Raw genomic sequence first — 8,782 nt, 5'->3', positions numbered from 1 at the left:
AGCGGGGGGTGCGGGAGGCGGACGGCGGGGCCCTGTCCGGGTTCACCCAGCAGGTGGAGATCGCCCGGGACACCTTCGCGGGGCTGGTGCTGGTGTCCCGCTCGTTCGTGTTCACCGCCGCCGGGGCGCTGATCGGGCTGTTCTCGCTCGCGCCCCCGCTGCTGCTCGTGGTGGCTCCCCCGCTCACCGCCGGGGTGGCACTCTTCTTGGCGACCCTGCGGCCGCTGGCCCGCAGGCAGGAGCGCTTCCTCGTGGCCGATGAGGCCCTCGCCGCCCAACTGGACTCCGTGTGCCCGGGGTTGCGGGACATCACGGCGGGCGGCGCGGAGGAGCAGGTCGCCGCCGCCACAGGCGCACGCGTCGACGCCGAGTACCGCGCTGCGCGCTCGCTGGCCCGCTGGGGTGTCCTGCGGGTGGCGTCCCTCGCGATCGGCGGACAGTTCCCGATCGTGCTGCTCCTCGCCGCCGCGCCCTGGCTCCTGGAGCACGGGGTCACTCCGGGCGCCCTCGTCGGTGCCCTCGCCTACGTCACACAGTCCCTGCTGCCCGCGCTGCAGAACCTGGTGCACGGCCTGGGCGCGAGCGGTTCGCGCCTCGCGGTCGTACTGCGGCGACTGGCACCGCCCGAGGAACGGGGTGGCGCGGAGGCAACAGCGCCCGAGGAACGGGTCGGCGCGGAGACGACAGCGCCCGAGGAACGGGTCGGCCCGGAGACGACAGCACCCGAGGAGCAGGGCCGCACGGAGACGTCAACGTCCGAGCCTCCGATTGCCACCGCCGACGCCCTCACCCTCTCCTCCCTCACCTTCGCCTACGGTCCCACCAGCGCTCCCGTCATCGAGGACCTCACCCTCCGCGTCCCCCAGGGCACCCATCTCGCCGTAGTCGGCCCCAGCGGCATCGGCAAGTCCACCCTCACCGCCCTCGTCGCGGGCCTCCTGGAACCCCGGCACGGCACGGTCCACTTGTGCGGACATCCGGTACCGGGTGACACATCCCGAGCACACAGGACCCTCATTCCGCAGGAGGCGTACGTCTTCCGGGGATCCCTTGCCGAAAACCTCGGCGATCTGCGGCCGAAACCCGTGCCCGAGCGCGAACTCCGGGCGGCGGCGGGCGCCGTGGGACTCACCGAACTCATGGAACGGCTCGGCGGCCCCGGGGCCGAGGTCGACCCGGGCGCACTCTCCGCCGGGGAGCGGCAGCTCATCGCACTGACCCGCGCCCATCTGTCGGACGCGCCCGTCGTCCTGCTCGACGAGGCGACCTGCCACCTCGACCCGGAGGCGGAGGAACGCGCGGAGCGGGCCTTCGTCGAGCGCCCCGGTACCACCCTGGTCGTGGTCGCCCATCGGGTCGGCTCGGCCCGGCGGGCGGACCGGGTACTGGTCATGGACGGACAGCGCGTAGCGTACGGAGCCCATGACGACCTGCTGGAGCGCTCACCGCTCTACCGCGAACTGGTCCTCGGCGACCGGGAGTCCACCGGGCCGCCGCTACAGCCAGCCCTCGCCCAGCGAGATCCGGATGGCGTCGATCCTGTTGCGGGCGCCGGTCTTACGGGTGATGGCCGCCATGTAGTTGCGCACGGTCCCGTGGGACAGGTGCAGGCTCCCGGCGATCTCCGCGACGGAGGCACCCTCGGCGGCCAGTGACAGCACGCTCAACTCGCGTCTGGTCAGCGGCATTTGGGCCGCCTTGAGAAATCCGAAGCCCAGCGAGTCATCGACGAAACGTTTCCCCTGGGCGACCTCGCGTATCGCGGTCACCAGCCGTTCGGGCGCCCCCTCCTTGTCCACGAACCCCAGTGCCCCGGCCTCGGCCGCCCGTTTCAGCAGTCCCGGCCTGCTCGCCTGGGCCAGCACCAGGAGCCGCGGCGCGGGCCCGGTCGCGCCCCCCGCGGACAGTTCGGCGACGGGTGGGATGCCGTAGGCGTCGGCACAGTCCAGGTCGGCCGCGCAGACGTCGGGCCGGACGGACCTCACTCGCTTGGGCGCGCCGCGCCAGGAGCAGTCGTACACCGATAACTCCGGTTCCCCGCGGAGCCACTCCGCAAGGACCGACCGCACCAGACACGCGTCGTGAACGAGAAGTACCCGGATCACGTTCGCCCCTCCCACTTCCCGTTTGCCGGTTTCTCCGTCTTCGCGCGTGCCCCATTGTTGGCGGCCGCCACCCCTCCCGGGCGCGAAGAACACGCCAACGAGGTGCGAGGGGGCGCGCGCAAGGAGCGCCCGCCCACCACGTAGCGCTTCACCTGAGGAGGCATGGCCTCGGGCGGAGGGGGTAGGGAGCGCCGGTTGCCGAACACGATCTCCTCGTCGGGGATCGCCACGTACGCGGCCGTTGTCTGAAGTGGTCATCCTCGCGTTCCCTCCGCGGCACCCAGTGCCGCACCCCCCGGAGCGAAGAGCGTGTGCCACATGGTGGACAAGGCTCCCCACACCCCGATCAACGTGTGCATACAGCACACGGGAAAATGATCTCCCTCGACGGCGTGTTCGCGGAGTCTCCCCGTTTTCCACACAGGAGGACGCACACGCCGTGTGCGGCGCACCCTGAAGACGCCGGCACACCGTTGAGCCAAGAGGAGCTGCACGTGAGTGAACCCGGGAACCGGACCCCCTCCGAGCCCGCCGACAGCGGCCGAACGGATCCTCTCGTCCAGTTGTCCCTGCGGGAGCTGCGACAACGCACCAGCATGAAGTGGCGCACACACCCCGCGGACGTCCTCCCGCTCTGGGTGGCGGAGATGGACGTCTCCCTCGCACCCGCCATCGCCGAGACCCTGCACCGGGCCGTCGACCGCGGAGACACCGGATACCCCTACGGCACCGCCTATGCCGAATCCCTCGCCGAGTTCGCCGCCGAGCGATGGCAGTGGGACGGCGTGCGGGTGGAGAACACCGCGATCGTCCCCGACGTCATGATGGGCATCGTCGAGATCCTCCGGCTCATCACCGGCCCCGGCGACGCGGTCGTCGTCTGCTCACCCGTCTACCCCCCGTTCTACGCGTTCGTCTCCCACGACGGCCGGGACGTCATCGAGGCCCGCCTCGGCCCCGACCTGCGGGTCGACCTCGGCGCTCTCGAAGACGCGTTCATACGCGCCCGGCGCCACGGCCGCCGTGCCGCTTTCCTGATGAGCAGCCCGCACAACCCGACCGGCGTCGTCCACACCCGCGCCGAACTCGAAGCGATCGCCGCCCTGGCTCGCGGCCACGGTGTCCGGGTGGTCTCCGACGAGATCCACGCCCCGCTGGTACTGCCCGGAGCCCACTTCACGCCTTTCCTGAGTGTTCCCGGCTCCGAGAACGGCTTCGCCCTCGTCTCCGCGTCCAAGGCATGGAACCTGGCCGGTCTCAAGGCCGCCCTGGCCATCGCCGGCTCCGACGCCTCGGACGACCTTCGCCGCATGCCCGAGGAAGTCGGTCACGGGCCCAGCCACCTGGGCGTCCTCGCCCACACAGCGGCGTTCCGCGACGCGACCGACTGGCTCGACGACCTCCTCATCGGACTCGACGCCAACCGCGCCCTGCTGGGCGAACTGGTCGAGGAACACCTCCCGGCCGTGGGGTACGTCTCGCCGCAGGGCACCTACCTGGCCTGGCTGGACTGCACCCCTCTCGGGCTGCACGACGACAGCCCTTCCAGCGCCGGTGTGGTCAGCGATCTCGCCGGACCGGCAAGGATGTTCCTCGACGAGGCCCGTGTCGCTCTCAGTTCAGGACACGTCTTCGGCACCGGCGGCGCCGGATTCGTACGCCTCAACTTCGCCACCTCGCCCAGCGTCCTGCGCCAGGCGCTGGCCGCCATGGGACGCGCGCTCGCCGTCCACCAGCAGGCGCCGCGTACCTGACATCGCGCGTTGCGCGCCCGGGATCCCCTTGCCGCAAGCATTGACAACCTTGCGCAAGCTTGCCAACCATGGGCCCACAGCGTTCAGGCTTCGTCGTCGAAGGAACATCGAAGGAACGGAGTACCAGCGTGGCCCCCACGTTGACCGATGTCGCAAAGCGCGCGAACGTGGCACTCTCCACGGCTTCCCGGGCGTTCAGCGACCCCCAGCGGCTGGGTCCGGCAACCTTGCGCAAGGTCCTGGAGGCCGCGCAGGAGCTGGGGTACGAAGCACCGCCGCCCCGCCCGGTCGAGACCCCGCCGGACACCGCCACCGTGGCCGTGGTCGTCCCCGACATCGCCAACCCCGTCTTCGGCACCTTCGTCAAGGCCGCGCAGACCCGGGGCTGGCACCGCCGGCAGACGATCGTGCTCGCCGACACGGACTTCGACCCGGACCACGAGCGGGAGGTGATCGCCCAGCTCAGCGGCAGGTCGGCCGGTCTCGTCGTGTGTTCACCCCGGCTCGACGCCGAGGACGTGCTCGCCCTGTGCGGTGACACCCCCGTCGTCCTCGTCAACCGCGAGACCACGACCGCCGACTGCGTCCTCGCCGACGCGACCGACGGCCTGCGGCAGACCATCGAGTACCTGGCCGCGCTGGGACACCACCACATCGCGTACGTCCAGGGCTCACAGCACTCCTGGTCCAACAGCCACCGCGTCGACCAGGCCCGGGACCAGGCCGCACAGGCGGGCCTGGAACTGGAGGTGATGGGCTGGCAGTCCGAGACGGTGGCCGGCGGCACCGCGGCCGCGGCCGGTGTGATCGCCTCCGGCGCGTCCGCCGTCATCGCGCACAACGACCTGGTCGCCCTCGGCGTGATCGCCGGCGCACGTCAGCTGGGGGTCCGGGTCCCCGACGACCTCAGTGTCGTGGGCATCGACGACATGCCGCTCGCCGAAACCGCCCACCCGTCCCTGACCAGCATCGCGGTACCGATGGACCGGGCCGGTTCGCTCAGCCTGGAGTTGCTGGCGCAGTCCATCGCCGGTGAGCGCCGGGAGCCGCGCACCCTGCGTCTGCCCACCCAGCTGGTCGTCCGCGGTTCCACCGGCCCGGCGGCCGGCCGCGCCGAGCGCCCCGGCTCCGTCACGAAGGAGCACGCATGACGGACCACCCACGCGACGGCGGTCTGACCGTCGTCGTCACCGATCCTCATCTGGCGCGGCTCCGCGAGCAGTTCGAGGCATCCCTCCCGGCCGCCACCACCGTGCACTGGCCCGACCCGCAGGACCACAACGCGCTGTGTGCGGCACTCGGCGAGGCGGACGTGTTCGTGTCGGGGAACTGCCCGGCCGAGACGGCGGCCGCGGGCAAGCGGCTGCGGCTCGTGCACGCCGTCGGAGCGGGCGTCGACCGGATCGACGCCGGGGCGCTGCCGCCGGGCACCCTGATAGCCAACACCTTCCACCACGAGGACGCGATCGCCGAGTACGTCGTCGCCTCCGCGATTCTGCTGCGCCGCGGCTTCCTGCGCGAGGACACGGCCCTGCGCGGCGGCACCTGGGAGCCACCGGCCTATCCCGGCCTCCTGGGCGAGGCCACCGTCGGCTTCGTGGGCTTCGGCCACATCGGCGCCCGTACGTGGCAGCGGCTGAGGGCGTTCGGTGCGCAGGGCGTGGCCGTCACCCGGCGCGGCGACGTCGACGCCGTGGCCGAGCGGCTGGCCTGGGCCGGTGGCGTGGACGACCTGGGTGTCCTGATGGAGACCGCGGACGTGGTCGTCGTCTGCGTACCGCTCACCGACCGGACCACCGGGCTGATCGGAGCACGGGAGTTGGCGACGATGCGGGAATCGGCCGTCCTGATCAATGTCGGTCGTGGTCCGGTGGTCGACGAGGACTCCTTGTACACCGCCCTGCGCGACGGTGGGATCGGGGGAGCCGCCCTCGACGTCTGGTACGACTACCCGGCGGACGGGCGGACGGGGCGACCGAGCCGCCACCCCTTCCACGAGCTGCCCAACGTCCTGATGACACCCCACTCCTCGGGGCTCAGCAGGCAGACCTTCACCCGCCGGTCGGCCGACATCACGGAGAACATCCGCCGCCTGGCCACGGGGCAGGGGCTGCACAACATCGTGGGGGTGGCCCGATGAGCAAGCACGACACCATCGTCGCCGCGGACGTCGTCGTCACCAGCCCGGGCCGCAACTTCGTCACCCTCAAGATCACCACCGAGCAGGGGCTGACCGGCTGGGGCGACGCGACCCTCAACGGCCGCGAACTCGCCGTGGCCACCTACCTCCGCGACCACGTCGCACCCCTGCTCATCGGCCGGGACCCGGCGCGGATCGAGGACACCTGGCAGTACCTGTACCGCGGGGCCTACTGGCGGCGCGGACCGGTCACCATGACCTCCATCGGGGCGGTGGACCTCGCCCTGTGGGACATCAAGGGCAAGACCACCGGCCAGCCCGTCCACCAGCTCCTCGGCGGCCCGGTCCGCGACCGCGTCCTGTCCTACACCCACGCCACCGGCTGGGACGTCCCGCAACTGCTCGACTCCGTCGACGCACAGCGCGAGCGCGGCTTCCGGGCCGTCCGGGCACAGACGGGCGTACCCGGTCTGGACACGGTCTACGGGGTCAGCCGGGAGGCAGCGGGCTACGAGCCGGCCGGTCGCGGCACCACTCCCGTCGAGGAGGTGTGGGACACGGCCGCCTATCTACGGCACGCGCCCGGTGCCCTCGCCGCGGTCCGCGACCACGTGGGACCCGAACTGCACCTCCTCCACGACGCCCACCACCGGCTCACCCCGAACGAGGCGGCCCGCCTCGGGCAGGCTCTGCAGGAGGTGGACCTCTTCTGGCTGGAGGACGTCACACCCGCCGAGAACCAGGAGGTTCTGCGGCATGTGCGCCGGCACACCACGACGCCCCTCGCGATCGGCGAGGTGTTCAACACCGTCTGGGAGTGCCAGTCGCTCATCACCGAGCAGCTGATCGATTACGTACGGACCTGTGTCACCCACGCCGGCGGCATCAGTCATCTGCGGCGGATCGCCGCACTGGCCGAGGTCTGGCAGGTCAGGCTCGGCCCGCACGGCCCCTCCGACGTCTCCCCCGTCGCCCTGGCGGCGTCCCTCCACGTCGGCCTGTCGACACCCAACTTCGCCATCCAGGAGTACATGGGCTACGAACCACTGGTCCACGAGGTGTTCCGGCACGACTGGAGCTACGCCGACGGATATCTGCACCCCGGTGACGCCCCGGGACTCGGTGTCGAACTCGACGAGACCCTGGCCGCGCGCTTCCCCTACGAGCCCGCCTACCTGCCCGTCGCCCGGCGCCGCGACGGCTCGATGACGGACTGGTGAGATGACGAGCTCTTCCCCTCTCCCCCGCCTCAACTCCCTTACCTTGCCTTCGGGTTCGCTGGTGCACCGGCGCACGGTCACGGAGACCGGCATCGTGCACCTCGGGCTCGGCAACTTCCACCGCGCCCATCAGGCCGTCTACACCGCGTCGGCGCTGGACCACGCCGACGGCCCCTGGGGCATCCTCGGCGTGGCGAGCCGCTCCACCGCCGTGGCCGACGCGCTGCGGGAACAGGACCACCGGTACTCCGTGGTGGAGATCTCCCCCGAAGGCTCACGGGTCTCCGTACCCGCCGTGCACACCGGCGCACTCGTCGCGGCCCACCACCCGGACGCCGTCGTCGACGCCATCGCGGCCCCCGGCACCCGGATCGTCTCCCTCACCGTCACCGAGCACGGCTACACCTTCTCGCCGCGCACCGGACATCTCGACCTCGACCACGACGGAGTACGCGCCGACCTGCGCGGGGACACTCCACCGCGGACCACGATCGGCCAGGTCGTACGCGGTCTGCAGCGCCGCCTGCGGAAGCACGCGACGCCGGTGACGGTGCTGAGCTGCGACAACCTCGCGGGCAACGGCACCCAGACCGCCCGCCTGGTACGGGAGTTCGCCGAGGCGCTGCCGCGCGCCGAGGCGAACGAACTGGCCGACTGGCTGGACGACGGTCCGCACACCGGTGTGGCGTTCCCGAACACCATGGTCGACCGGATCGTCCCGGCCACCACGGACACCTACCGCACCACGGTCGCCGACCACCTCCGCGTACGCGACGAAGTCCCCGTCCCCGCCGAGCCGTTCACCATGTGGGTCCTCCAGGACCGGTTCGCCGCGGGACGGCCCGGCTGGGAGCACGGCGGCGCCCTGTTCACCGACGACGTGGAGCCGTACGAACTGCTCAAACTCCGTCTCCTGAACGGTACGCACTCGCTCATCGCCTACCTCGGTGCCCTGGACGGCCGGGCGACCGTCCCGGACGCCATCGGCCGGCCCTTCGTCGCCGAGGCGGCACGACGCGTGCTGCGCGACGACTACCTGCCCAGCCTGACCGTCCCCGACGACATCGACCTCGACGCCTATGTGGCACAGCTCTTCGAGCGCTGGGCCAACTCCGCGCTGGGCCACCGCACCCGGCAGGTCGGCTCGGACGGCTCCGTGAAGCTCCGCCAGCGCGTGCCGGACCCGGCGCTGCTCCAGCTGCGGCGCGGACGCATGCCCCACCATCTCGCGCTCACCGTCGCCGCGTACCTGTGCTGCATGGCTCCGCCGTCCGGTCTTGATCCGGGCCCGCACGCCGCCGCCATGGCGGACCCGGCCCGCGACCGTCTCCGCGAGACAGCCGAACGCAGCACGTCCGTACCGGACTTCGTGGCCACCGTCATCGACACCGGCCTGCTCGGCGACTCCCTCGCCGACCATCCCGCCTTCGCCGAGCGCGTCGCCGAACTCATCGGTGTCCTCGCACGGCACGGCACGGCCGCGGCGGCACACGCCGCGGCCGAGGCCGCGGACTCGGAGCCGCTGCTGGTGGTCTGAGCCCGCCCCCGCCCTCCGCTCACAAG

6 protein-coding genes and 1 pseudogene are annotated in these 8,782 nt (G+C 71.7%); 6 read left to right on the top strand and 1 reads right to left on the bottom strand.

All coding sequences use genetic code 11. From position 1 onward, the window contains the following. The coding region (locus tag FNH08_RS53390) for an ATP-binding cassette domain-containing protein (RefSeq protein WP_152769267.1) at nucleotides 1–1,655 on the top strand (1,655 nt) is incomplete at its 5' end. On the opposite strand, the pseudogene FNH08_RS53385 reads toward FNH08_RS53390, so the two are convergent. Beyond that, nucleotides 1,581–2,363: pseudogene (locus tag FNH08_RS53385) on the bottom strand (LuxR C-terminal-related transcriptional regulator); the annotation flags it as partial. The gene FNH08_RS53390 and the pseudogene FNH08_RS53385 overlap by 75 nt on opposite strands. A 236-nt stretch (nucleotides 2,364–2,599) precedes the next feature. Between FNH08_RS53385 and FNH08_RS00865 the strand changes: the two are divergent. The 5 genes from FNH08_RS00865 (at nucleotide 2,600) to FNH08_RS00845 (ending at nucleotide 8,756) form a co-directional block, all read left to right on the top strand. Beyond that, nucleotides 2,600–3,859: a MalY/PatB family protein gene (locus FNH08_RS00865; protein ID WP_322723415.1), complete on the top strand. Its 1,260-nt coding sequence runs from the start codon at nucleotides 2,600–2,602 to the stop codon at nucleotides 3,857–3,859. A 128-nt stretch (nucleotides 3,860–3,987) separates the two neighbouring features. Continuing rightward, nucleotides 3,988–5,010: a LacI family DNA-binding transcriptional regulator gene (locus FNH08_RS00860; protein ID WP_322723413.1), complete on the top strand. Its 1,023-nt coding sequence runs from the start codon at nucleotides 3,988–3,990 to the stop codon at nucleotides 5,008–5,010. Beyond that, entirely contained in the window at nucleotides 5,007–5,999 is a 993-nt protein-coding gene (locus FNH08_RS00855; protein ID WP_228033778.1) for a 2-hydroxyacid dehydrogenase, read from the top strand. The genes FNH08_RS00860 and FNH08_RS00855 overlap by 4 nt, the downstream gene beginning before the upstream one ends. Beyond that, the gene (manD, locus tag FNH08_RS00850; RefSeq protein ID WP_152769263.1) at nucleotides 5,996–7,219 is read left to right on the top strand and encodes a D-mannonate dehydratase ManD; all 1,224 of its coding nucleotides are present in this window, start codon (nucleotides 5,996–5,998) and stop codon (nucleotides 7,217–7,219) included. The genes FNH08_RS00855 and manD overlap by 4 nt, the downstream gene beginning before the upstream one ends. 1 nt (nucleotide 7,220) lies before the next feature. Beyond that, nucleotides 7,221–8,756: a mannitol dehydrogenase family protein gene (locus FNH08_RS00845; protein WP_152769262.1), complete on the top strand. Its 1,536-nt coding sequence runs from the start codon at nucleotides 7,221–7,223 to the stop codon at nucleotides 8,754–8,756. Nucleotides 8,757–8,782 lie beyond the last annotated feature (26 nt).

The organism is Streptomyces spongiae (assembly GCF_009377185.1).
GTDB classification, from domain to species: Bacteria; Actinomycetota; Actinomycetes; order Streptomycetales; family Streptomycetaceae; genus Streptomyces; species Streptomyces spongiae.
Note: the sequence above shows the minus strand (reverse complement) of the source record. Positions and strands in the feature narration are given on the sequence as shown.